17 protein-coding genes, 2 tRNA genes and 3 rRNA genes are annotated in these 23960 nt (G+C 45.1%); 4 read left to right on the plus strand and 18 right to left on the minus strand.

Going from position 1 to position 23960, the window contains the following annotated elements; translation table 11 throughout:
* Positions 1 to 40 precede the first annotated feature (40 nt).
* The 8 genes from KFE98_04505 to KFE98_04540 form a co-directional block, all read right to left on the minus strand.
* On the minus strand, positions 41 to 1435 hold the full coding sequence (locus KFE98_04505) for a B12-binding domain-containing radical SAM protein (protein ID UTW64639.1): 1395 nt from the start codon (positions 1433 to 1435) through the stop codon (positions 41 to 43).
* On the minus strand, positions 1432 to 2223 hold the full coding sequence (locus KFE98_04510) for a class I SAM-dependent methyltransferase (GenBank protein UTW63427.1): 792 nt from the start codon (positions 2221 to 2223) through the stop codon (positions 1432 to 1434). Before KFE98_04510 ends, KFE98_04505 begins: the two co-directional genes overlap by 4 nt.
* An 8-nt stretch (positions 2224 to 2231) precedes the next feature.
* Positions 2232 to 3677: a B12-binding domain-containing radical SAM protein gene (locus KFE98_04515; protein UTW63428.1), complete on the minus strand. Its 1446-nt coding sequence runs from the start codon at positions 3675 to 3677 to the stop codon at positions 2232 to 2234.
* Entirely contained in the window at positions 3674 to 4618 is a 945-nt protein-coding gene (locus KFE98_04520) for a nucleotidyltransferase domain-containing protein (protein ID UTW63429.1), read from the minus strand. Before KFE98_04520 ends, KFE98_04515 begins: the two co-directional genes overlap by 4 nt.
* 66 nt (positions 4619 to 4684) lie before the next feature.
* A complete protein-coding gene (locus KFE98_04525) occupies positions 4685 to 5986 on the minus strand; it encodes a hypothetical protein (GenBank protein UTW63430.1) in 1302 nt (433 codons plus the stop codon).
* Positions 5987 to 6127: 141 nt separating this feature from the next.
* Positions 6128 to 6523: a hypothetical protein gene (locus tag KFE98_04530; protein ID UTW64640.1), complete on the minus strand. Its 396-nt coding sequence runs from the start codon at positions 6521 to 6523 to the stop codon at positions 6128 to 6130.
* A 94-nt stretch (positions 6524 to 6617) separates the two neighbouring features.
* A complete protein-coding gene (locus tag KFE98_04535) occupies positions 6618 to 7232 on the minus strand; it encodes a threonylcarbamoyl-AMP synthase (protein UTW63431.1) in 615 nt (204 codons plus the stop codon).
* 15 nt (positions 7233 to 7247) lie between these two features.
* Positions 7248 to 8597, minus strand: coding sequence for a PhoH family protein (locus KFE98_04540; GenBank protein ID UTW63432.1), 1350 nt, complete (start codon positions 8595 to 8597; stop codon positions 7248 to 7250).
* A gap of 119 nt (positions 8598 to 8716) precedes the next feature.
* On the opposite strand from KFE98_04540, the gene KFE98_04545 reads away from it, so the two are divergent.
* From KFE98_04545 to KFE98_04560, 4 genes are all read left to right on the plus strand, one after another.
* Positions 8717 to 9640 carry a HAMP domain-containing histidine kinase gene (locus tag KFE98_04545; protein UTW63433.1) on the plus strand — a complete coding sequence of 308 codons (924 nt, stop codon included), beginning with the start codon at positions 8717 to 8719 and terminating at the stop codon, positions 9638 to 9640.
* Entirely contained in the window at positions 9633 to 10085 is a 453-nt protein-coding gene (locus KFE98_04550; protein ID UTW63434.1) for an LEA type 2 family protein, read from the plus strand. Before KFE98_04545 ends, KFE98_04550 begins: the two co-directional genes overlap by 8 nt.
* A 169-nt stretch (positions 10086 to 10254) precedes the next feature.
* Positions 10255 to 12297: a thioredoxin domain-containing protein gene (locus KFE98_04555; protein UTW64641.1), complete on the plus strand. Its 2043-nt coding sequence runs from the start codon at positions 10255 to 10257 to the stop codon at positions 12295 to 12297.
* A gap of 6 nt (positions 12298 to 12303) precedes the next feature.
* Positions 12304 to 13206: an RHS repeat protein gene (locus KFE98_04560; GenBank protein UTW63435.1), complete on the plus strand. Its 903-nt coding sequence runs from the start codon at positions 12304 to 12306 to the stop codon at positions 13204 to 13206.
* A gap of 3 nt (positions 13207 to 13209) precedes the next feature.
* On the opposite strand, the gene KFE98_04565 is transcribed toward KFE98_04560, so the two are convergent.
* The 10 genes from KFE98_04565 to KFE98_04610 form a co-directional block, all read right to left on the minus strand.
* Positions 13210 to 14445: a hypothetical protein gene (locus tag KFE98_04565; protein UTW63436.1), complete on the minus strand. Its 1236-nt coding sequence runs from the start codon at positions 14443 to 14445 to the stop codon at positions 13210 to 13212.
* A gap of 102 nt (positions 14446 to 14547) precedes the next feature.
* A complete protein-coding gene (locus KFE98_04570) occupies positions 14548 to 15045 on the minus strand; it encodes an acetyltransferase (GenBank protein ID UTW63437.1) in 498 nt (165 codons plus the stop codon).
* 26 nt (positions 15046 to 15071) lie between these two features.
* A complete protein-coding gene (locus KFE98_04575) occupies positions 15072 to 15974 on the minus strand; it encodes an energy transducer TonB (protein ID UTW63438.1) in 903 nt (300 codons plus the stop codon).
* 244 nt (positions 15975 to 16218) lie between these two features.
* A 5S ribosomal RNA gene (gene rrf / locus KFE98_04580) occupies positions 16219 to 16326 on the minus strand.
* A gap of 110 nt (positions 16327 to 16436) precedes the next feature.
* Positions 16437 to 19305 (minus strand): 23S ribosomal RNA (locus KFE98_04585).
* A gap of 331 nt (positions 19306 to 19636) precedes the next feature.
* Positions 19637 to 19710, minus strand: a tRNA-Ala gene (locus KFE98_04590).
* A 76-nt stretch (positions 19711 to 19786) separates the two neighbouring features.
* A tRNA-Ile gene (locus tag KFE98_04595) sits at positions 19787 to 19860 on the minus strand.
* Positions 19861 to 19996: 136 nt separating this feature from the next.
* Positions 19997 to 21516 (minus strand): 16S ribosomal RNA (locus KFE98_04600).
* Together the 16S, 23S and 5S rRNA genes with 2 tRNA genes alongside form the textbook arrangement of a ribosomal RNA operon.
* A 419-nt stretch (positions 21517 to 21935) precedes the next feature.
* Positions 21936 to 22652 carry a tRNA (adenosine(37)-N6)-threonylcarbamoyltransferase complex dimerization subunit type 1 TsaB gene (gene tsaB / locus KFE98_04605; GenBank protein ID UTW63439.1) on the minus strand — a complete coding sequence of 239 codons (717 nt, stop codon included), beginning with the start codon at positions 22650 to 22652 and terminating at the stop codon, positions 21936 to 21938.
* A gap of 3 nt (positions 22653 to 22655) precedes the next feature.
* A complete protein-coding gene (locus KFE98_04610) occupies positions 22656 to 23960 on the minus strand; it encodes an efflux RND transporter periplasmic adaptor subunit (GenBank protein UTW63440.1) in 1305 nt (434 codons plus the stop codon).

The following is a 23960-nucleotide window of genomic DNA, read 5'->3' on the forward strand; positions in this document are numbered from 1 at the left end:
AGGAGCCCATCAATTAACAAGGTATTGCGGGTGGACATGCTCATGGTCGATCGCCCTTTTTATGCAACCTCATACCGGTTCTGGCAAACAAGGATTTTCCTTTCAATTTCCAGAAGGCGACGCTGGGCCCATTTTTTACCCATTCCTGATGGGAGCTCACTTCATTGACCACCCACCTTACGGCAAAATGGTAGTATTTATCTGAATAAGGTCGTTCAAAGTCCAATTCCCGGTCGGTACTGGTGGTCCATTCCGGAACCTTGGTCAGCTTACTCTCAATCTCGTTATAGAGTGCGGTCCCTTTAATAGGGTAACTTTTGGTGATGGTAAACTGGCTGGGATTCGCCGCTTTCAAGTATTTCACGGTTTGAACAATGTCTTCTTCCTCCTCCCCGGGATAGCCGAGCATGATGAAGGTTCCGGTTTCCATTCCCTTCTGACGGGTTTTCACCAGCATATCTTGAACGGTGGATACGTTTACCCGACGATCCATCGCATCGATCACTTTCTGAGATCCGCTTTCCGCTCCAATCCATACGCGGAAACATCCACTCTCTTTGAGCCAATGTAACACATCTTCTGACATCCGCTCGGCACGGGTAATACACTCGTACTGAAAAACCAACTTTCTCTTTTTGACTTCCTGGTAGAAAGCCTCCAACCACTTGTGACTTACAGTAAAAACATCGTCTACAAACCAAATCGAATCGGGTTGATAGCGCTCTAAGAGAAACTCAATCTCATCGGCCACCTGCACCGGATCTCGTCGACGATAGCTCTGGCCATAAACTGCGGTGCTACACCATTTGCAGGTATAAGGACATCCACGTTGGGTACTTACGTTAATCGCACTGTAACCATGTCTGCCCTTCCAGGCCTTGAGGTAACGATCCAGGTCAATACCCTCCCTATTGGGCATGGGCAATTCATTGAGGTTTTTGATTTTGACCCGAGCAGGGGTTTGAACGGTCTCCCCATTCTGCTTAAAAGCCAAACCCGGAATAGTGGATAAATCAGCTCCGGATTCCAGGCCTTGAACCAACTCGGTTACACTTTGCTCGCCTTCACCAATAACCAGAAAATCGGCACCGGCAGCGAGGTAGTTGTCTACATTGTAAGTGATATCAGGGCCGCCTAAAACGATTTTAGGTCTTTTACCCTCAGGTAGTTTTTTGATCTCCTGAACCAAAGCCAGCACCTGAACTTTGGTCATCAGGTTGGTGTAAATGGCCATTACATCGGGTTGGTATGCCGTCCAATCGGCCCACCAGGATTCACGATCGGAGAAGGTGGAATCAAATAGTTTGTTGTCAATTTTTTGTTGGTGTAGATAGGCGGAGATATACAGGATTCCCAATGGTGGGTAGGGCTTCATGATTTTTTGCTCCAACGGATCATTACCAATAAAGTATCCATGTGTAAGCCATACCTTCATCGCTTCACCTCCCATTCCATTAAAAAATGATCGGCGTAGTTTGACCAGTTATCGAGCGTTCCCAAGCTTTTTTCCAGTGCGTTTAAACCATTAAGAATTCCCTTTCTTTTTTCGAAAAAGGGATTCAAGTAAGATGGTGGCAAAAATAACCCGATTGGTTTGATTCTATTTACCTGCCAGTGAGAAGACCACTGTTGCTCCAATTGGTTCGGATTGTAATACCAGGTGGTCACAAACTTTCCGGAAACAGGAACTTCTACGGCTTCGCCTGTAGCTCTTCGTTTTGCTTCTTTTCCCCGGCCCTTAAACCTGAGGTAATACTGTTCCCACAAACAATGAGTGGATAGATATACGGCCAATACTTTACCTGTTGGCTTAACGATATGAGAAAGCTCCTCTCCCAATGAAATCATCCGATTCTCATCCAAACAGTTGAGTCCGGCAAAATTGGAAAAGACCAGGTCAAAATCCTTTTCGTTTAGAGCATTCATTTGGGTCAAATCCCAGGTCTGAAAATGAAGGTTCTTTTCCACACCTTGATTTTCGGCCTTCTTTTTCGCCAATTCAAGCATGGATTCGGACGCATCGGTAGCCCATACCTCATGACCTAAAGATGCCAGGTAACAAGCATCCTCTCCGGTACCACAATTGAGTTCGAGAATCTTCATGGGTTGACCATCCAAACTGGATTGCAGAAAATGCCAGACCCGATCACGCTGCATTCTACCAACTGCGGTATGCGTAAATTCCCGATCGTAATCGTATGCGGCTTGATCAAATGAGGCCATGCCCGATGCTAATACTGATTAAGCTGATGTTTGTCCCAAGCGGCAGCCGGGATGTAATAAGGCAAAGCCATGATCGGACGTATTGCGAACTTTGGCTTCTTACCCGATTGAGCGATTCCTTTGAGTTGATTCAAACCTTGTTCGCGACGAAGTACCTTGTGAACGTAGCGCTGCAGTTTTCGGTAAAACTCCTTGGGGTAGGTATTGGAAAACATCAGATCCAAATCATCAGAATCGGTCCAATTGGCCTTTTGGCTCAGCTCCTCTTTGACGCGGTCGTAAAAAGGTGTTCCCGGTAAAGGGTAGGAAACAGAAACTCCAATATTATCGGGTACCAATTCCTTCACCATGTCAATGGTCATTCGAATATCTTGGCGGGTTTCTCCCGGATATCCAAACTGCAAAAAGAAAGCAACGCGCACTCCCTTTTCATGCAACAGCTTGGTCGCTTCACCAATTTGTTCCACCTGAGTCCCTTTGTCCATGGCATCCAGAATTTTTTGAGAACCCGACTCGGCCCCTACCCAAACCTCATGCAATCCGGATTCGGCCAATGCATCGATAGTATCTTCTTTTAGTAACAGATCTACCCGCGATTGAATGGTGTATTGAATGCTTAATCCTTTTTCCTTGAGTAGTCGATTAAACTCCTGAACCCAACCTGGCTTGAGACCGAAAATATCGTCGCTCATCCAATAATGATCGGGTTGAAAATGTTCGGTTACCCAAGCAATTTCTTCCACTACTCGCTCCGGAGAGCGAGAATGGTAGCGGTTGCCATAAATGGGCTTTGCACACCAGTTACATTTAAATGGGCAGCCCCGTGTGGTCGCCAGGTTTAAGGAGAAGTAACCGTTACCGGCTTTCCAAATGTCTTTGTAGGGTTGAATATCGATAAGATCCCAAGCGGGTTGCGGCAGGTCATCCAGGTCTTTTAGAACAGGTCGACGTCTCGTGGTTCGAATCTCATGATCATCTCTATAGGCCAATCCCAAAACCTGATTCACAGGCTTACCCTCATCCAGGTATTCGACCAATTCCTTGAGCGTAAGTTCGGCCTCTCCTAACAATACATAATGAGCGCCAGCCTCCAAATACTTTTCGTAATGATCGGTGGAATCTGAACTGGAAACTATTACAGTACAGCCTTTATCCCGGCCTGTTTTGATCATTTCAAATGCAGCTTCCCGCATGTTGGTCAAGCACATTTTCGTTAGGTAATTAAACCCATCGTCATACAGCGCCAGGTAGTCTGGTTTGAAGGAATCTATTTGCCCCACAATTTCGCCAGGGCCTTCTACCAGATTGGTATCAAACAGGTCTACCTCGTGACCCAATTCACGCATATAAGATGCCGCAAAAAGGGTTCCCAACGGCGGGTAAGGTTGTTGCTTTTTCCATTGCTTCGGGTCCAGCTGGTAGTAATACGAATGAGAAAATAGAATCCGACTCATGACTCCTTCAACGAAACTTGATTTATTTTTTCGAATTCAACCACCTTTTCTGCAAAGGCATCCATCACTCTCTTTTGGAAATTACGCGGATGGTGTTTAGACACATAGGATCTACTTTTCATCGCTACGTCAAAATCGCCACTATTAAAATGGCCGAATTTCTGCTTCCATCTGTTCATGGTCAAACGCATGAAGAAACCATCCATCCACTCTCCTAAAAATCCACTTAATACCCACTTCATTCCAGCAGACCACCAGGGCTTTTGGCTCCCAACATTGTGCTCAACCTGACGAAGGGGAAAATTGGGATAAAGTTCACGAGCCCATTGGTTGGCCTCCATAAATTCAGGGTAACAACCCGAATCACACATGGGCACCAAGGTCAATAACTCAGTAGCAGTGAACAGGTTTTTTTCTTCAATCTGCAGGTTCCTTGTGTCAATAAAATAATTGAGGCAAAAGAACTTACGGGAATTCAAAAGAAAGATCTTCTTGTACATGATCAACAGGGTGCGAGCAATCCAAAGTCGCTTCGGTTCGGTGATCACGAAATAATCGATATCCCCATCTTCGGGCATAAAGTTTTTAGAAATGGATCCGGATAGATAAACAGCCTTTACAAAAGGGAAATTCATGATAAACTGCGAGCGTTCCGAAGCAATCTTCATGTACTCTCTGGCTCGATCATTTCCCTGGCGCCGCCGCTCTGCTAATGCAGGATTGTTGTGGACTGAGAAAAACTCCCCTAAAGGATAAATCAAACCTTGCTCAACCAACCTATCCAGGGTAGCTTCAAACTGGCTTTCCACCTGGGCTGGTTCCAATTTACAATTGTCTTTGAGCTCCTCTCTGGTCAAAGGGTAGTCAAAAATATCGTAGTACAACAAGGACCTCACGATATCCGACATTATTCCGGTATCTGTCAATTCTTCTATTCGCAACTTTCTCTGTTCTGATGCGCTCTGCAAGCACGAATCCCCAAAGGTAGGGATTCACCTTGTACATCCTTATTGGATGAGTGAAAGGTTACCAAAGAAAAAGTAGCTTATAAAAATAGCTGCTAAAATTCCGGCAGCATCCGCAATTAATCCACAAGCGACCGTATACCGGGTTCGAGTAATATTGACGGCTCCATAATAAACAGCCAGGGTATAAAAGGTGGTTTCGGTGGATCCCTGGAAAACGGAGGCCAACCTCCCAACAAATGAATCCACTCCGAATTGAGGGTTAGCGAAAGTCTCCAACATCGCTCCACGGGCCCCGCTTCCGCTCAGGGGTTTCATAAAGGCCGTAGGAAGTGCATCTACAAATCGGGTATCAATATCAAATGGAGTAAAAAGCATACGGATACCTTCCACCAAAATATCCAAGGCTCCAGAAGCTCGAAAAACACCAATAGCTACCAACATGGCCACGAGATAGGGAATGATTTTGATGGCGACATTAAACCCTTCTTTGGCTCCTTCTATAAAGGTGGCGTAGACATCAATCTTTTTCCTTACCCCCATCCAGAAAAAACCACAAATCACTCCGAAGAGGATGAGGTTTCCTACCACTTTCCCAACGAGCTCCATGTAGGGCTGACCAGGTCCAGAAAGCCAGGCAATTAAGCCCACTACACCCAAGGTAATGCTTCCCAAGTAAGCTAAAATGACGGGTTGGAGAAGGTTGATCCGCTGCATAACAGACACTGAAATCAATCCGGCCAGGGACGCAAAATAGGTCGCCAATAAAATGGGCAGAAATATATCGGTAGGATTCACTGCTCCTGAGGAGGCCCGCAACGCCATGACTGAAACTGGTATCAAAGTCAACCCTGAAGTGTTGAGAACCAAAAACATGATGTGTGCATTGGAAGCCGTGTCCTTTTTATCGTTGACCTCCTGAAGCTCTTTCATGGCTTTTAATCCCAAGGGAGTTGCCGCATTGTCTAATCCAAGCATGTTGGCCGAAAAGTTCATCATCATACTTCCCATGGCGGGATGATCCTTCGGTAATTCAGGAAAGAGTTTTCTGAAAAATGGAGCGACCAGTCGAGAAAGAACGTTCACCGCACCGCCGGCTTCTCCCACTTTCATGATGCCCAGCCAAAGCGTCATAATTCCGATCAAATAGACCACAATGCTAATCGATGTCTCTGCCATATCGAAGGTAGACTGGACGATGGCATAAAACACATTGAGATCGTCGGGACCAAAGTGAAGGCCAAACTGGGTTAAGAAATCACGGAAGAAATAGCCGATCAATCGGAGGATTGCCACCAAAAAGGCAATCAGGAAAAAACCAACAAAAATGTAATGAAGAGCCAACCGAGTGGATTTTGATCAAATGTAGGGATTGAGATCAGGGTGGGTGGGTGGGCGGGAAAAAAGTATTAACAGTGGGTTGAAAAAAATCCCCGAACCGTTACCCAATGGCAAGGTTGGGGGACATGTTTGTTGGGTGAGCGATTAGACGACTCCAGCATCCAGGCTGTCGTCGTTTAAGTCATTGGTTCCGTATTGGTACTGGGCATCTCCGAAGGCCAAAATGGGTAAAAAGATGTACCCAAAAAACAAAAGTCCAAGGGTAAAGCCTACTCCTTTGCCAAAAGATTTAGAAAGAAGATTAATGACCCAGATCGACCAAATGGGAATGGGAAACATCATTAGAAAAAGCCACCACCAGGGTTTCCGAACAATTTCCAGCAAAACAATTTCGCGGTAAATAGGTATCAAACAAGCCCATCCGGGTTTTCCCGCCTTTTCAAAAATCCGCCAATAGCAGAAAATGTAAAAGGCACTAATAATGATGGCAGAAATGACAATAAAAATGTACATCCCTGCACTAATTCCAAGTTCTTCCATAGTCAAGTCAAGTGATAATTTCATCTAAAATTAACACTTCCCGACAGAAATGCAAATTACTGATTATAAATATTTTGCAGCTACAAAGTCAGAATTACTCCAACTCACCCAATCCTTGACGAAGGATCTCAGGCTCACCAGTGGTGCAATTCACAATAGTAGAAGGAATGTTATTTCCATACCCTCCATCGATCACCAGGTCCACTTTATCCTTAAAACCCTCATAGATCAAATCAGGATCTGTAGTGTATTCCAGAATCTCATCATCATCTACAACGGAGGTGGTTACAATGGGATTTCCCAGTTCACGAACAATTTCCCGAGGCACGGCATGATCGGGTATCCGCAAACCAATGTCCTTCTTTTTGTTCTTGAACAACTTAGGCACATTGTTGGTGGCATTCAAAATGAAAGTAAAGGCACCGGGTAGGTTCTTTTTCATCATCTTAAATACGGGTGTATCCACTTTGGCAAAATCAGATAAATGGCTCAGGTCATAAACGATAATGGCGAACTTGGCATCCTTCAATTTAATTCCCTTGATTTGAGCAACACGCTCAACGGCCTTGGCATTGGTCACATCACACCCCAGACCATACACGGTATCAGTAGGATAAATGATCACCCCGCCGTTTCGCAGGCAATCCACCACTTTGAGCACATCTTCTGATCGAGGCTCGTCGGCATTAATTCTAAGGTATTCAGCCATAACTCAAATTTGAATTTACAACAATTCGTTCGCCAAATTGGCCAGCTCCGAGCGCTCTCCTTTTTCCAAGGTAATGTGAGCAAACAACTCACTTCCCTTCAAGCGATCGATCAAATAGGACAGCCCGTTTGACTGAGAATCGAGGTAGGGAGAATCAATCTGATGAACGTCACCGGTAAAGATAATTTTTGTGTTTTCACCGGCCCGGGTTATAATGGTCTTAATTTCATGAGGAGTCAGGTTTTGCGACTCATCCACAATAAAGATCACATCGGATAAACTCCGGCCGCGAATGTAAGCCAATGGAGTAACCAAGAGTTTCTCCTTGTTGACCATATCTTCGATCTTCTTGTAGTTTTTATCGGTTTCCTTAAACTGGTTTTTGACAAACTTGAGGTTGTCCCACAGAGGCTCCATGTAAGGATTCAACTTCGACTTAATATCTCCCGGCAGGTAACCAATATCCTTATTACTCAACGGAACAATGGGTCTGGCCAATAAAATCTGTTTAAAAGAACGTGCCTGCTCGATGGCCGAAGAAAGCGCCAACAAGGTTTTCCCAGTACCGGCCACACCTTGTAAGGTTACCAACTTGATACCCGGGTGAGTCATGGCATGAATGGCAAAGGTTTGCTCAGCATTGCGTGGTTTGATTCCATACATCCCCCGTTTTTCTACCCGCTCAAACATACCCGACTCACTATTAAAGAAGGCGAGAATGGAAGATTTCCCGCTCTTTAAAATGTAATAGTGATTATTGGTAGGCCTCCGCTTGTACAATTTGGAGTAGTGAACTTCTCCATTCCGAAACAATTCATCGATCAATTCCTTTTTAACCCCTTCCTTGGTTGTTTTTCCCGTGTAGAGTTTATCGATATCCTCAACCTTACCGGTTTCATAATCCTCCGCAGGTAGTCCAACCGATTTGGCCTTGAGCCGTAGGTTTATGTCTTTGGTTACGAGGATAACTTTGGAATCCTTCTCGGTCTCTTGCAGCGTAATGGCGGCATTCAAAATATGGTGATCCGCCTTTTTCTCGGCAAAAATCTTGTTGGCATCCATAGTCTTAGGACCACCGTTCTGCATCACCACCTTAAACCTTCCGCCACGAGCTCCTCCTACTTTGATCCAATCTTTAAGAATGGATTTTCCGGCTAAACCATCTACAAAGCGAATAAACTCTCGAGCTTCGTAGTTTTTAATGTCGTTACCCTTCTTAAAATTGTCCAGTTCTTCCAGAACCGTAATGGGAATGGCCACATCATTATCCTGAAAGGATCTTACTGCACTGTGGTCGTAGAGAATAACGGAAGTGTCCAACACAAAGATCTTGCGTTGTTTGGAGGTGCTTTTACGTATTGCCATTAGCTATTTTTAGGAATCAATTATGAGGTATAGAGATTACCACAAACTTTCCCAAAAGTTAAGGGTAAAATTGTTATTCACAAAGGGCTTTGGCCTGAAAATAACGCTAATTTTGAACCGTGAATAAGAGACGAAATCCAACGTTTTGGCTCTATGTATTAGGAATTTACATCCTGATCCAATTTTTCTGGTGGGCCTGGTTGTTAATTGATCAGGGTCAGACCATTATCACCCTATCTACAAATGATCCGGGTGAAATGATTCGGCGCACCCTAATGATCATTGGCGAAGGAGCTGTTTTTCTAATCATGTTGGTTTTTGGTTTCTACAAAGTTCGGTCCTCGCTCAAGCGGGAAATGGAATTGGCCAAGCGTCAGAAAAACTTCCTGCTCTCTGTCACTCATGAGCTTAACTCTCCTCTTTCATCAATTAAGCTTTCCCTGGAAACCTTGATCAAACGAGATCTGGAAAAGTCGAAAAGAGATCGGATCTCGGAGAATGCTCTCCAGGAAACGGAGCGACTCAAAGAACTGGTCAACAACATCCTTACCTCTGCCCGGTTGGAAGAAGGAAAAATTCAACTTCAACTCCTAAACGAAAACGCATCCGAGCTGGCTCAACGGGCAGTCAATGAGTTTACCACCCGCTTTGGAGAAAACCGCATGAAAAGTCGGATCACACCCGGTATTTTGATACGCGTAGATCAGGTGGCCTTTAGAACGGTAGTTGAAAATCTTCTTGAAAATGCCTTCAAATACAACCGCGACAACGGATTGGTGACCCTATCTCTTTCTTCCAACGGCGATCTGGCTGTTCTGGAAATATCTGATGAAGGTCCCGGAATTTCAGAGGATAACGCAGAACGCATTTACCAACAATTCTACCGTGAACAAAATGAAGAAACCCGCCACACAATTGGCACGGGATTGGGATTGTACATTGTAAAAAATCTGGTAGAATTGCACCATGGAAGTATTTCCCATCAAAAAAATAAAAATATCGGAACCACGTTTCGAGTTGAAATCCCCCTTTCGCATGCTTAAGTACATTATGCCCTTTGTTCTCCTTGCTACCTTGATGACTTCTTGTATCGACTATGAAGAGGTCCGCCTGGTTTCTGTAAATGAAACGGATCTGGAACGCATTACGCCGGAAGGAGTGGTTATTCGAGTAAAAGCCACGGTGGATAATCCGAATGAGTACAAAATCTCACTCAATACCAAGGACCTTAAGGTGTATCTAAATGGGAAATACCTGGGCGTGGCTAATCTTCGAGACAAGATTCAATTGAAACCCAAAAAAGTAGATGAATACGAATTCTACATGGTGTCTGAAATACCAGCAGATGGCAACATCGACATTGGCACGCTGGCTCAGGGCACTTTGATGGGTTCTCTCCGCCTTAAGGTAGAGGGAAAAATACAAGCCAAAGCCAAAGGAATCACCCGATCCATCGACGTTTCCTTCGATCGAAATCTAACGATGTAATTCAAAAATTGGGCTTTTAACAATTCCCAATAGTTCCGTCGTTGAATATTCAATTCATCCCAATTCAGCGGACTATATTTGCTTAAATTCGAGCATGAGGACTTTCTTACTGTTTTGTTTAATTATTGGCGGTACACAAAGCTGTATGCTCACATCCAAAGAGGGAACCATGGAAGATTCGGAAAGCAACCACCTCCATACTAACCGACTCATTAATGAAACCAGCCCCTACTTACTACAACATGCTCATAACCCGGTAGATTGGTACCCTTGGGGCGAGGAAGCTCTCAACAAGGCCCAACAGGAAAATAAGCTTCTTTTGGTAAGTATTGGCTATTCAGCTTGCCATTGGTGCCATGTGATGGAGCGAGAGTCTTTTGAAGATACGGCGGTAGCTCGATACATGAACGAACACTTCGTCTGCATCAAAATCGATCGCGAAGAACGACCCGATATCGATCAGGTATACATGAGCGCAGTTCAGCTGATGACTGGAAGCGGAGGATGGCCTCTCAATTGTTTTGCCCTGCCTGATGGACGTCCTGTTTTTGGGGGAACCTATTTCAACCCCACACAATGGATGCAGACCATGGGTCAAATTCACAAAGCCTACACCGAAGACCGCGAAAAAGTAATGGAATATGCGGATCGCTTAACTCAAGGGGTCAAGCACTCTGATCTACTGGACATCAACCCGATGCCGGTAGACTTCCAAAAAGATACAGTAATTGCCATGACATCGAAATGGAAGCACCGTTTCGATCCCAAAGAAGGAGGCCCCAATCGGGCACCTAAGTTCCCGATTCCGAACAACTATTCCTACCTGCTTCAATATGGAACACTTTTCCTTGACAAGGAGGTGTTGGACCATGTTGAGCTTACCTTGGATAAAATGGCCTATGGTGGTATCTACGATCAAATTGGAGGCGGATTTGCCCGCTACTCAACAGACGTAGACTGGAAGGTTCCCCACTTTGAAAAAATGCTTTACGATAATGGTCAGTTACTTTCCTTGTATTCGGAAGGTTATCAGCGTTTCAAGAAACCATTATATAAAGACATTGCTTACCAAACGGCCGAGTACATCGACCGTGAAATGACGGCTAAAAACGGCGCTTTCTATTCGGCCTTGGATGCAGATAGTGAAGGAGAAGAAGGGAAGTTTTATATCTGGACCGAATTGGAACTGAAAGAGGTTCTTGGTGAAGATTTTGAACTGGCCAAAGAGTTTTATCAGGTCGGTAAAAAAGGACGTTGGGAACATGGAACCAACATCTTGGTTCGGGATGAAAAATCGGAACGAGCTATTCTCAGAAAATGGGAAATTTCAGAGGACGAGTTAAAGACTCGAATCGAAGCCATCAATTCTAAATTGATGGAAAGAAGAGACACCCGAATTCGTCCAGGTTTGGATGACAAAACGCTCACTTCCTGGAATGCTTTGACCATTTCTGGATTGGTAGATGCCCACCTGGCTTTTGGCGATGAGGCTACTTTCCTAAAGCCTGCTCTAAAAAACGCAGAGTTTATCTGGAACACCCAAAGAAAAAGTGACGGAGGGCTAAACCACAGTTTCAAAGAAGGGCGTTCTACCATCAATGGTTACCTCGAAGATTACTGTTTCACCATTCAAGCCTACATCAAACTCTACGAAGCTACCTTTGATGAAAAATGGCTGGAGCGTTCAAAAGATCTGGCCGATTATGCCATCGAACATTTTTATGATAGTCAGAGAGGCATGTTTTATTTCACTTCTGACCTAGACCCCGATTTGATTGCTCGTAAAATGGAGAATTCAGATAACGTGATTCCTGCCTCCAACTCCTCCATGGCCCGAAACTTGTTTTTGTTGGGACATTATTTTGACAACAAAGCCTACTCGAATATGGCGGAAACCATGCTCAATAATGTTGCTCCACATATGACGGGTTACGGTTCAGGATACTCGAACTGGGGAATACTCTACCTTCAACAGACATTTCCTTTTTATGAAATCGCCATTTCTGGATCTGACGCCCGGGAAAAATCGCTTGAATTGAACCAGAAATATATTCCGAATAAAATGTTCATTGGCTCGAAAAAAGACAGCCATCTTCCGCTCCTGGAGAATAAATATGTAGAGGGGGAAACCTATATCTACGTTTGTGTAAATAAAGCCTGTCAACTTCCGGTTACTGAGGCAGGAGAAGCATTAAAACAGATCAACTTTTAGTCAGAAATGAAATACGTCCTGGCTTTTTGCACAGCACTCCTTGCCTATGGTATAGGGCAAGCTCAAATTTTGGATAACAACCAAGGGAAACTTTACCAAGGAGACTGCATCTTTAACGGTAAGTTCCTTCGCGATAATGGTATCCAATCGATTACCGGCGAGATTTCCGTCAAAAAAGAAATGCGCCCCATTACCCATATGGGAACCATCGATCAATACTTGTTCAATGAAAAAGGACAGTTGCTGGAACACATCAAATCCTTTCGATTGCGCGGTGGTCAAATTGATACAACCCAAGATTATTTCAAATACAACGACCTGGACCATCTGGTCTCCAAAACTTCCGTAATGTTGAGCGGCTATGATGCCATTCGATATCAATATGATGCCGAGGGAAACCGTTCTGGTCAAACCTGGTTAAGAGGAGAAAACAAAAGTCCCTTCTCCTTTCACTTAGAAAAGGGCAAAGAGAGTATCATCAAAGAGGAATCTTACGAAAACGAAACGGTTAGCGATAGCATCCGAAAAAGGGTTTATCTGAATGCTGAGGGCAAACCGTATAAGGAAACCCTTTTCCGTTTTAATTCTTTGGGTCATTGTTCTGCAGAAAATACGCGCTACTACCTAACGAACAAGAAAAACACAATTACCTATTCCTACGACGTAGAAGGGCGGTTGACCAAAATCATCGACCACTCGAATATTATGGGGAATCTTACCCTCACCTATACTTATACCTATGATGAGTTGAGTAATTTGACAGAATCCAAGGTGCATAAGAATGGTAAGCTAATTGAAACCCGTCAATTCCTATACTTCGTTCAAACGCTGCTTCTCAAGGCACAATTGATCAAAAACGAAGAATCGGGAGAGATCAAAATCATCAAGTACAAATACCAGTACTTCTAAGCCCTATTTAGACTTAACAATAGGATATACCTGCACCCGATTGGTGCTTGGGTCAAGTATTTTCAACAAGTAGTAACCCGGTTGGTCGGAAGGGAAGTCCAATTCATTTTTACTTGAATCCAGATAACCTTTGGAAATCTCCACCCCTTGCAAGTTAGTAATGATGTATTCCATTCCTTCTATGAAAGATTCTATATAAAGCTTATCGACTAAGGGATTGGGATAGACGTTGAACGATGTTTGCTCCAAAAAGAAGCTTCCACTACCAAGCGTCTCCATTGAATAAGCGGCTACCATTCCGATATTCGTCCCCACCGCAATTCTTTTTCCTACGGGTGCCCAATGAACACATAAACCAAATCCATTGATCTCATCTTTTGTGGTAGCCTCCAATTCCCAGGAGTTGGTGGAATAAATCTGCAGGAGAGAATCTGCTGATACGACTGCCAAATGCTTTTGATCCGGAGAAAAGGATACGCCATTGGTGGCCGCTCCAATGTTATCAATGCTTTTTAAAAGCTTTTTATTGGGCACATCCCAAACCTTAATGGTCTTATCCCGAGAAGACGAAATCAGCGTTTTTCCATCCTTAGAAATGGCCAGATCAGTCACTTCATCAACGTGTCCGGGCAATTGAGCCAAGGGAGCCCCAAGGGTATCCCATACCTTAACCATTCCATCATTACCTCCACTCACGATAAATTGACCATTGGGGTCATACCGCACCGCTGTAACCCAATCCAAATGCCCTTTTACGGAGTGCAGAACCTTTGCCGAATCAACGGAACAAATGATCATTTTGCCTTTTGAACCTCCCACAGCGACATGAGAGCCTGAAGGAGAAAAATCCATACAAAAGGCGTAAGGAGTTCCCACATGAAAGGCGTTAATGGAATCTGGTGGATTGGTGGTAAGATCAAAAAGGATAAGGTTTCCAAATTCTTCGATAACCGCTATATTCTTTCCATTAGAGGCAATTCCACCTCCCATGATGCAAAGCAGGTTGGTGCTCACTTCGTAATCCCAAATCAAATTACCATCTTGAGCCGAGAACAGCCGAATTTTAGCAGGATGGCAATTGGTTACAGTCAATACCCGATCGCCATCTGAATCGAACTGAACACCATTTGTCTGAAGCCCATCAGGATGAGCCTCTTTGGACCAAATAATTTCCTGAGACACTGCAACTCCTTGCAGAATAACGACAAGGACAGCAGCTAAAACCGAACGAAAAATCAAGTCTTCTAAATTTAGTGGAATAAAGATATCTCAAATCGACTTTTGCTCCATGCCGATTTGAGGGAATAAGGATTTGGTTTTATTAATTGGTAATAGATGAACTCACAGACTTGGATTATTTAAACGATAGACACGACAATAATCCTGATCAAATACTCGATTCTCGATATGCACAAAACCCAATCGTTCATAGAATTTATGCGCCTTCTTATTAGATTCCAAGGGATCCAGTAGAATGGCTTTGGCACCTTCCTCTTCAAAGCATCTTTGGATAGCCCATAGCATCATCCATGTTCCATATCCTTTTCCGAGGTTATTAGCCTCCCCTATCCAAATGTCCAGGGCTTTAAGATTATCCTCCACGTCACCCCAGTAGTGCGTTTCTTCGCGTTTAGGGTCAATTATTTGTAAGAATCCAAGAGGTTGACCATCCCATTCAGCAATCCATTGTTCTCTCCAGATATACACCTGTTTAAGCTCCTTAGCCCAATCCCAATCATCATTGGGGTCACTGGCAATGACATGGGGTTGATTATCCCAATGCCGCAGTAAATCAATATCGGCACTTGTGGCCATTCTAAAAGAGAGTTTTGAATTCATAAACGTAAACTGGGCTTACCGTGGAGCTAAGCTCCCGGATCAAGTTTAAATTTAATTGGAATCACCATTCGAACGTCCACTTTATCCCCACCATTTTCACCTGGAATCCAAGATGGCATATCATAAAACAATCGGAGAACCTCTGCCTCCATTCTTTTTGACCCGTCTTTCATTCCCTCAATCTCAATATCATTTACAGAACCGTTCCGATCGACGATGAAACTGACCCAAACCATCCCTTCCACATTCATCTTTCGATCTTGATCCGGGTATTTGAGGTTTTGTTTGAGGTAATCATTCAAGCCTCCATTACCAAATTTGAATTCCGGCATGACTTCAGCGTAATGATGGGGATGAAATTCTTCACTTAAATCTACATCCCCTAATTCATCAGTTAACCAATCATTCGGTGGTTCTGGAGCAATCATAATACCCGTTGTGATAACATCTTCAATATGATCAATAGATAAAGATTCCAGGTCGACCGGATTCGACTTAGTACATGATATAGCTCGACTCGAATCCAAACTATCGACCGATGATTCTCTCTTTTCAATGGCCTTTTCCCAATCAATAGGCGCCTCAACAATCCGATCTTCAATGGTTCTATTCTCCGGAGCTTCACAAGAAGTTATGCTAAGCACTCCAGCTGCCAGAAGGAAAATGGGTATTTGAGACCTAAAATGCCTCTTCCTGATAGCCGTAAACACCAAATAAGGCTGTGTATGGCTAAAATCCAATTGTTCTGGGTATGCTCGTCCACATACCGATTTACGTCTGTTTTCAAGGAGGTAATTCAGGATCTCTTCGCGAGTAAATTGGGTAAAATCAACAACATCCTTCTGGCATTGAAAACAATGGCGGGACAACTGTCCAATTTTCATGTCTTCCCATTTGGCTGGACAAGGATTGGGTATTTGGGCTTTCATACCAGGCCCGCTTCAACATTTATGCCAGCCCTTTTTGAATCTTCAACATCCAACATTCAACATTCAACGTTCAACATTCAGGATTAGAATTAGGATTAGGTTCGGAATACGTTTGGTTCAGATTTGAAGATTGGAGATTGGAGATTACCTGCGGTGATCGCTTCGCTCTGAGTTGGAGATTGAAAGGTAGTTGTAGGGGTATAAAACAAAAAAGCCCGACCAAGAATTGGACGGGCTTTTTAAAGGTCGGCGACTACCTACTCTCCCTCGAAAGAAGTACCATCGGCGCAAGTGGGCTTAACTGCTCTGTTCGGAATGGTAAGAGGTGATCCCCACCGCCATAGTCACCGTAAATCGTTTGACTTAGCGTCAGTATTTTAATAACACACTGGACGTTTTGAAGAGAGGCTAAATAAAGGAGTTACAAGAACCCAGATCTTAGCTTATAGAATATTTCGCTGCGAAGGGAAGTCATCGGGTAATTAGTACTGCTCGGCTTTGCCATCACTGACTTTACACCTGCAGCCTATCAACGTCGTCATCTCCAACGACCCTTAAAGGAAGCCTCATCTTGAGGCGAGTTTCGCACTTAGATGCTTTCAGTGCTTATCTCATCCGAACATAGCTACTCTGCGATGCAGCTGGCGCCACAACAGATACACCAGAGGTTCGTCCAACCCGGTCCTCTCGTACTAGAGTCAGGTCCTCTCAAGCTTCCAACGCCCACAGCAGATAGGGACCGAACTGTCTCGCGACGTTCTGAACCCAGCTCGCGTGCCACTTTAATGGGCGAACAGCCCAACCCTTGGGACCTTCTCCAGCCCCAGGATGTGACGAGCCGACATCGAGGTGCCAAACCACTCCGTCGATGTGAGCTCTTGGGAGTGATCAGCCTGTTATCCCCGGAGTACCTTTTATCCTTTGAGCGATGGCCCTTCCATACGGAACCACCGGATCACTATATCCTACTTTCGTACCTGCTCGACTTGTCAGTCTCACAGTCAAGCTCCCTTATGCTATTGCACTCTACGCACGGTTACCAAGCGTGCTGAGGGAACCTTTGAAAGCCTCCGTTACTCTTTTGGAGGCGACCACCCCAGTCAAACTACCCACCACACACTGTCTCCCTTACGGGATTAGGCTCCAGATAAACGAAGGGTGGTATTTCAAGGACGGCTCCACCAATACTAGCGTATCAGCTTCAAAGCCTCCCACCTATCCTACACATCGTTTACCCAGAGTCAATGTGAAGCTGTAGTGAAGGTTCACGGGGTCTTTCCGTCCCGCTGCGGGTAAACGGCATCTTCACCGTTACTACAATTTCACCGAGATCATGGCTGAGACAGTGCCCAGATCGTTGCACCATTCGTGCAGGTCGGAACTTACCCGACAAGGAATTTCGCTACCTTAGGACCGTTATAGTTACGGCCGCCGTTTACCGGGGCTTCATTTCAATGCTTCTCCGAAGATAACATCTCCACTTAACCTTCCGGCACCGGGCAGGTGTCAGACCCTATACATCGTCTTTCAACTTAGCAGAGTCCTGTGTTTTTGATAAACAGTCGCCTGGGCCTTTTCACTGCGCCCCACCTAAATGGGGGACCCTTCTCCCGAAGTTACGGGTCTATTTTGCCTAGTTCCTTAGCCATGAATAACTCGTCCACCTTAGGATACTCTCCTCGACTACCTGTGTCGGTTTACGGTACGGGTTGCTTTAACATAAGCTTAGAGGTTTTTCTTGGAAGTATGGTTAGGCACACTATCCACTCAACCGAAGTCTTGTGGTACTATCGAATTTCAGCACACCCGGCGGATTTGCCTACCAGGCGTATACCTACATTCTTCAACGTACTATTCCGTCAGTACGCGGTGCTTTCACTGCTCCGTCACCCCATCACTGCTAAAGCAAGTATCGGAATATTAACCGATTTGCCATCGACTACCCCTCTCGGGTTCGCCTTAGGTCCCGACTAACCCCCGGATGACTAGCATAGCCGGGGAAACCTTAGTCTTGCGGTGGGCAGGGTTCTCACCTGCCTTATCGTTACTTATGCCTACATTTTCTTTTCTGGCCGCTCCACCATGCCTTACGACACAACTTCAGCGCAACCAGAATGCTCCCCTACCACTTATAAATAAGTCCATAGCTTCGGTAGTATGCTTATGCCCGATTATTATCCATGCCAGATCGCTCGACTAGTGAGCTGTTACGCACTCTTTAAATGAATGGCTGCTTCCAAGCCAACATCCTAGCTGTCTATGCAATCCGACCGCGTTCTTTCAACTTAGCATACATTTTGGGACCTTAGCTGATGGTCTGGGTTCTTTCCCTCTCGGACATGGACCTTAGCACCCATGCCCTCACTGCTGAGAAACATGTCATAGCATTCGGAGTTTGTCAGGGTTTGGTAGGCGGTGAAGCCCCCTAGCCCAATCAGTAGCTCTACCTCTATGACACTCTAACTCAACGCTGCACCTAAATGCATTTCGGGGAGTACGAGCTATTTCCGAGTTTGATTAGCCTTTCACCCCTACCCACAACTCATCCAAAGATTTTTCAACATCTACTGGTTCGGTCCTCCATTGCGTGTTACCGCAACTTCAACCTGGTCATGGGTAGATCACACGGTTTCGCGTCTACCCCCACTGACTGAATCGCCCTATTCAGACTCGCTTTCGCTTCGGCTACGACTCTGTAAGTCTTAACCTTGCCAGTGAGGAGTAACTCGTAGGCTCATTATGCAAAAGGCACGCCGTCACCCGAAGGCTCCGACCGCTTGTAAGCGTATGGTTTCAGGTACTATTTCACTCCCTTATTCAGGGTACTTTTCACCTTTCCCTCACGGTACTTGTTCACTATCGGTCTCTCAGGAGTATTTAGCCTTACCGGATGGTCCCGGCAGTTTCACACAGGGTTTCACGTGCCCCGCGCTACTCAGGATACTGTTAGGTATAAATTGCATTTCATGTACAGGGCTATCACCTTCTATGGCTTACCTTTCCAGGTAATTCTATTATACAACTTAAGTCCACATTACAGTCCTACAACCCCCAAATTGCCGAAACAACTTGGGTTTGGGCTAGTCCCCGTTCGCTCGCCACTACTTAGGGAATCACTTTTGTTTTCTTCTCCTCCGGGTACTTAGATGTTTCAGTTCCCCGGGTTTGCCTCCTCGAAAGGATAACTGGTCTTCAACCAGCTGGGTTGCCCCATTCGGAAATCTACGGATCGACACTCGTGTGCAGCTCCCCGTAGCTTTTCGCAGCTTACCACGTCCTTCTTCGCCTCTGAGAGCCAAGGCATCCACCATACGCCCTTAATTACTTCTCTTCTCCGCAATTGGCGATATATCCTAAAGCCTTGATCTAATTGTTTTCTTGTTACTCGTTGTTTTTACTTAGCTTCTCTCTTCTTTCGTCCAATATGTCAAAGAACTTCTTGTTTAGCAGCTTCCCTCTCTGCGCCTATAACTCCGTGATGTGTAAGAAAGAATAGAGTTATTGATCACTTCCTGAGTAAGCCTTTCTAACGGCTAAACTAAAAGTTGAATTACAAGGAATCGAACCTTGTTGTTTGCACCAGCAAATTCTGTTATTTAAAGAACATTCGTTGTTTGATTTATCATCTCACAACCTATTCGGCCATCTTTAATGACCTTTTGTGGAGAATATCGGAGTCGAACCGATGACCTCCTGCGTGCAAGGCAGGCGCTCTAGCCAGCTGAGCTAATCCCCCGGACAATCAGTATCGAGTTTGAGTTCGAGTGCGAGGTTTTCCTCGTTCTCTTTCTCTTATCTCGCTGCTGAGATTGTAGTCCCGGGCAGACTTGAACTGCCGACCCCTACATTATCAGTGTAGTGCTCTAACCAGCTGAGCTACGGGACTCTAAAAAGAGTGTAACCCCTCCGGTGGGAGCTTGGCTCACTCTGCACCAAAATTTTAAAAAGTTAAATAAGCACCAGACAGCTCTTTCATTGGAATTCATTGTTCTTATCCTTTTTGAAAGAGTATTTGTCTCTAAAAAGGAGGTATTCCAGCCGCACCTTCCGGTACGGCTACCTTGTTACGACTTAGCCCCAGTCACTAGTTTTACCCTAGGCAGCTCCTTTCGGTCACCGACTTCAGGTACCCCCAGCTTCCATGGCTTGACGGGCGGTGTGTACAAGGCCCGGGAACGTATTCACCGCGCCATGGCTGATGCGCGATTACTAGCGATTCCAGCTTCACGTAGTCGAGTTGCAGACTACGATCCGAACTGAGACCGGTTTTTGAGATTCGCATCCCCTCGCGGGGTAGCTGCCCTCTGTACCGGCCATTGTAGCACGTGTGTGGCCCAGGACGTAAGGGCCGTGATGATTTGACGTCATCCCCACCTTCCTCTCTGCTTACGCAGGCAGTTTCTCCAGAGTCCCCGGCATTACCCGATGGCAACTGAAAATAGGGGTTGCGCTCGTTATGGGACTTAACCCGACACCTCACGGCACGAGCTGACGACAACCATGCAGCACCTTGTAGATTGTCCGAAGAAGGGCTGGTTTCCCAGCCTGTCATTCTACATTTAAGCCCTGGTAAGGTTCCTCGCGTATCATCGAATTAAACCACATGCTCCACCGCTTGTGCGGGCCCCCGTCAATTCCTTTGAGTTTCATTCTTGCGAACGTACTCCCCAGGTGGGTCACTTAATGCTTTCGCTCAGCCACTGACAGTGTGTTGCCAACAGCGAGTGACCATCGTTTACGGCGTGGACTACCAGGGTATCTAATCCTGTTCGCTCCCCACGCTTTCGTGCATCAGCGTCAATACTAACTTAGTGAGCTGCCTTCGCAATCGGTGTTCTACGACATATCTATGCATTTCACCGCTACATGTCGTATTCCGCCCACTTCAAATAGATTCAAGCTTAACAGTATCAATGGCAGTTCCGGAGTTGAGCCCCGGGATTTCACCACTGACTTATTAAGCCGCCTACGCACCCTTTAAACCCAATGAATCCGGATAACGCTTGCACCCTCCGTATTACCGCGGCTGCTGGCACGGAGTTAGCCGGTGCTTATTCATTTGGTACATTCAGCCGCCTACACGTAGACGGGTTTATTCCCAAATAAAAGAAGTTTACAACCCATAAGGCAGTCTTCCTTCACGCGGCATGGCTGGGTCAGGCTCTCGCCCATTGCCCAATATTCCTCACTGCTGCCTCCCGTAGGAGTCTGGTCCGTGTCTCAGTACCAGTGTGGGGGTTCACCCTCTCAGGCCCCCTAAAGATCGTTGACTTGGTGAGCCGTTACCTCACCAACTATCTAATCTTACGCATGCCCATCTGTTACCACCGAAGTTTTAATTACAAAACCATGCGATTTCGTAATATTATGGGGTATTAATCCGAGTTTCCCCGGGCTATCCCCCTGTAACAGGTAGGTTGCATACGCGTTACGCACCCGTGCGCCGGTCGCCATCAATCCGAAGATTATGCTGCCCCTCGACTTGCATGTGTTAAGCCTGCCGCTAGCGTTCATCCTGAGCCAGGATCAAACTCTTCATTGTATAAAAGTGTTTAAAACTGACTCCCTCAAGAAATCGATAAGAGAATCCTAATGATTCGCTATCTAGTGCTATTCAACTTTTTCAAAGAACTTCTTCTGATCCGAAAATCAGAAATGTTCACTTATATCAATCTACACAACCCTTTCTCTTCAATTCATTTCTCTCGCCTCAATCAATCTCTCAATCTTCAGCTGTGTTGTGTGTCTTAATCTTTCGTAGAACGTTCCCCCTTAAACGGGCCGGCAAAAGTAAGAAGGTTTTCTTAATAACCAAGTAACTTTCTAAAAATATTTTTTTCGCCGATTTGTTTAAGAACGATACCCGTTTCGAACGGGGTGGCAAATATAAAAACAATTAAACCACCCACGCATCAAAAAACTTGAAAAATATTCTCAAAATGTTTTTAAAATCGCAGCAGCCTAATTATCAGGACTTAACAAATTGCGCGATGGTTTACCGGCAATAAAATCCTTTAAATAGAAGGGCTCAAAGTAGGCTGTATCTAAAAAACGCTGGTTTGAAAAAGCCGAAAACGCCAATTCATTCATTCCTTTTACAGAAGGAAAAATTTCCTCTACATAGACAAAGGAATCAGAATGGTCGGATTGATGAACAAACTTTTCTGCACCCGGACCAAACACAAAGACTCTCGAATAGTCATTGACGAGGGTGGAAAAAGAATCGGATTCTAAAACAATGGCCGCCGGTGGAAGCACTTCACTCAGCTCCGCATTATAAGCGGAAGCATAAACTTCCATGCGTCGAGCATCTAATAAGGAAAGAAAAGCATCCTTATCCTCTACCTTTATAATCCTGGATTGAACTTCAGCCGCCATAATTTGCAAACTGCTCAATCCTATAATAGGAATGTTCAAACCGAAGGCGAGTCCTTTGACTAAGGACACTCCAATTCTCAATCCGGTATAGGAGCCGGGCCCCATACCCACCGCCAAGGCATTTAAGTCTGATGATTTGACTTCAGTCTCTTTCAATAGATCTTCAACGAAAGGAGCTAAATTCTCGGAATGGGAGTAGCCTGAATTGACTTCTTTTATATGAATGACTTCATTTCCCCGAAACAATCCAACCGAGCAATTGGTGGTTGACGTTTCAATTCCTAATATGTAGGGTGTCATGTACTATTGTTTTTCTCCGGAAAAGTGGCTTTCGGGCTTCACCTCAACGGCTTTATCATTCAACAGCTTTCTGGAAACTGCTGAATAAGGTCCTTTTACCACTTCCCCTTCAAGGCTGTCAGCATCGAGCAACTGGATGTAATTTTCATCCTGAACACCCGTTTTTACAAATATGCGTTCAACCTTTCCGTTTCGGGAAACAAAAATACACTCATTCATTTCATCACGGTCAACGGTAGAAAGTAATTCTCCCGGTTTCAAACTATCCGGCCTGAGGGTTACAGACTGAATAGGCACGGCTACCACATTTTCTACCTTTTGAGTTTTGATTTCAACGGTTGCAGACATACCTGGCCTAAAAGGAGAAAAATACTCCCCTTTTCCTTCCATTAAATCTTGGTAGCTCTCTCTCACCAATCGGATGCGAACATCGAAGGTGGTGACTTGTTCGGTGGACGCCAACTTGTCGTTAGCAGAATTGGCAATTTCAGTTACGAGTCCCAAAAACTTTCTCTCGAGGTAGGCATCTACTTCCACTTCTACGGAATCGCCCATGCCCACGCGTACAATATCGCTTTCGTTTACTTCTACCTTAACCTCCATATTATCGAGATTGGCAATACGCAGCATTTCGGTACCGGTCATTTGTGCTGTACCCACTACTCGTTCACCGGCTTCCACTTCCAACCGGGTTACCGTTCCGGAGATCGGTGCATATAATGTGGTTCTTAAAAGATTTTCCCGAGCTTGACTAAGTTCTGCCTCGGTGCTTCTAACGGAATACTCTGCACCCTTTACCGATTCCTTTGCTGCATCTACTTCAGCCTGGGCTACTTCAAAAGCCGATCTCACCTGATCCAATTCAGCCTGAGACACCGCTCCCTGCTTCCATAACTTTTCGTTTCGGTCAAAATCCAACTGAGATTGCCTCAATCGGGCTTCGGATTGCAATTGCCTAGCCTTGGCGTTGGACAGATTGGCCTTAGTAGAATTGAGTGTCGCCTCCATCCGTTCTACAGAGGACTCCAAAATATCAGGATTGATACGAACCAAAAGTTGTCCAGAGTCTACAACGGCCCCTTCTTTTACTAATAGGTCTACTATCTCTCCAGAAACTTCGGAACTTATCTTTACTTCTTTCTCGGGTTGAATCTTTCCATTGGCTGTAACCGTCTCTACGATGGTCATTCGTTCTATTTTTTCCACATAGACTTCCGTACTTCCTCCACCGAACTGCTTCTTCCCTATAATTAGGAGTACCAAGATGAGCACAACGGCTCCGATAATCAACCAGGTATTCTTACTCAT

The organism is bacterium SCSIO 12741 (assembly GCA_024398055.1).
GTDB lineage: Bacteria > Bacteroidota > Bacteroidia > Flavobacteriales_G > Salibacteraceae > SCSIO-12741.